Annotated in this window: 2 protein-coding genes; one reads left to right on the top strand and one right to left on the bottom strand. The window is 35.2% G+C overall.

Annotated elements, in window-relative coordinates; translation table 11 throughout:
• Positions 1-284: 284 nt before the first annotated feature.
• Complete coding sequence (gene miaA, locus OZD61_RS00445; protein WP_274979440.1) at positions 285-1,178, bottom strand: tRNA (adenosine(37)-N6)-dimethylallyltransferase MiaA; 894 nt, start codon at positions 1,176-1,178, stop codon at positions 285-287.
• A gap of 75 nt (positions 1,179-1,253) precedes the next feature.
• On the opposite strand from miaA, the gene OZD61_RS00440 reads away from it, so the two are divergent.
• Positions 1,254-1,724 (top strand): hypothetical protein, encoded by a 471-nt coding sequence (locus tag OZD61_RS00440; RefSeq protein ID WP_274979439.1) that lies wholly within the window; start codon positions 1,254-1,256, stop codon positions 1,722-1,724.
• The last annotated feature ends 219 nt before the right edge of the window (positions 1,725-1,943 follow it).

The raw sequence follows: 1,943 nt of genomic DNA, 5'->3' as shown, positions 1-1,943 counted from the left end.
CAGCTTGCAAATGATTGTCCTTTCCTTCATTTCTCTCCTATTACGAAGATTTTAAACAGGTTCTAAGAGACTGAAGGACTATAACAAAGGACTATAATATAGGTGATAAAAACTTGTTTGACGTTATAAAAGAGTGTTTTCAGAAATTTTGCGAGAGGCTTGGATTTTTTAAAATAAAAATAGAGCATGGCTTGGATAAGCCACCAAAAGTGAACAGCCATCTGGAAAGTATGGAACCGTCCATTCATAGCAATGAGTATGGAAATACACCTAGAAACTAACAATTAAAATATTTCAAGCGCTGTTAGCTCATTTGCACAATCAATGACTTCAGAACTTGGGAACTGATTTTTAAACCAAGTATATTGACGTTTCGCGTAGTGTCTTGTGTTTGTTTGAGCAATTTGTATCGCTTCGTCTAAAGTAATCTCACCTTTCAAGTACTTTATAATTTCTGGCACTCCGTGTGCTTTCATAGCTGGCAAATGTGGAGCTAGGTTCATGCTAAGTAGCTTCTTTACTTCATCAATTGCTCCATTTTCAACCATTGTAATGAAACGAGAATTTATTTTTTGATATACGTCTTCACGCTTAGGCAAAATTGTGTGTATCTTAAAATTATTGAACAAGGGAGGCTGTCTATTCTCTTGCCATACAAAAATTGACTTGCCAGTTTCAGTGATAACTTCAAGTGCCCTTGAAAGGCGGTGCGAGTCATTCATGAACACTTTACCTTGAATCCTTGGATCTTTGCTTAGCGCTAATTTGTAAAACTCCTCTTTACTTAAATTTTTCCTTAATTCGCTTACATTTTTCCTCACTTCCTGACTTATTTGTGGCATTGATGATAAGCCCTTGATTAAGCTGCTAATGTAGAGCCCACTTCCTCCAGTGATGATAGGTATTTGAGCATTTTCTAGTGCGTGATTAACTTCTTTTTCTAAATCTTCTAACCATAGACCCACGGAATAATTTTCTTTTGCTGAAACATAACCATATAGTTTATAAAATTCTTCTTGCTTTGGTGGTTGAGCAGTAATTATGGGAATTTCTTCATATACCTGCTTTGAATCACAATTTATTATACTAATATTTCCATATTTTTCTATCAGGTTATCGCATAATTCTGATTTACCTGAGGCCGTAATTCCTGTAATAATTACTATATTATTTTTCATTTATATTAATTTAATTAACATATGATAAAGTGTAGTAAAAGTTTGGATTCTACAATCTAAAGTTTGGAGATTTTTATGGCAGAAAACAACGACAATAATTCATTTACTAAGCGTTTCACAAACAGGACTCCTGGCGGTACAGGGGAAGGTTTTTCCAGTAAGTATTCGTCTCAAAACACCAAAGAACGGGCATTAGGGGAAAAAGGAAAAATTTCTGAATTAGCAGGCAAAAAAACCGAATCCAAGGAAGCTTTTTCTGAAATTGGCGGCATAAAAAGTAAAAGCAGAACTGTCAATAAAAGATCTTTTGCTGATTCAACAAAAAGAAGTAGGTCAGATCTTATATACTTAGTCCGTGGTAAAGATCGTGGAAAATCAGCGTGGCATTATGTATTAGTTGATAAAGAGAAAAGAGAAACGTTTCTAGCAAAAAGCAGAACTGGCTCTATAGATGTTGCAGACTATGGAGAGATTTTGTATTCAGGATGGGGAGAGGATCCACCACAGGCAATAGTTGATAAAGTCAATGAAGAGTTTGGGTTGTAGCAAGTCTGCATAACAAATGGTAAGCTGCGTTGTATTATATTCACAAAAACTAGCGTATCTGTTTAGAGGAGTGGCTAATGTGCAAATATTGAAGCAAAGTGCGTGACACACAGCTGTACGAACATTGCAATATGGTACATAGTAAACGATGTCATTCCAGTGCTTGACACTGGAATCCAGCTTTTTCATAATCATCAAAATGTTGTATTTTAACATAAA

It is taken from the genome of Wolbachia endosymbiont of Drosophila bocki, from assembly GCF_028982005.1.
GTDB classification, from domain to species: domain Bacteria; phylum Pseudomonadota; class Alphaproteobacteria; order Rickettsiales; family Anaplasmataceae; genus Wolbachia; species Wolbachia pipientis.
The sequence above is the reverse complement of the archived record's forward strand: the minus strand, read 5'-3'. Positions and strand labels throughout refer to the sequence as shown.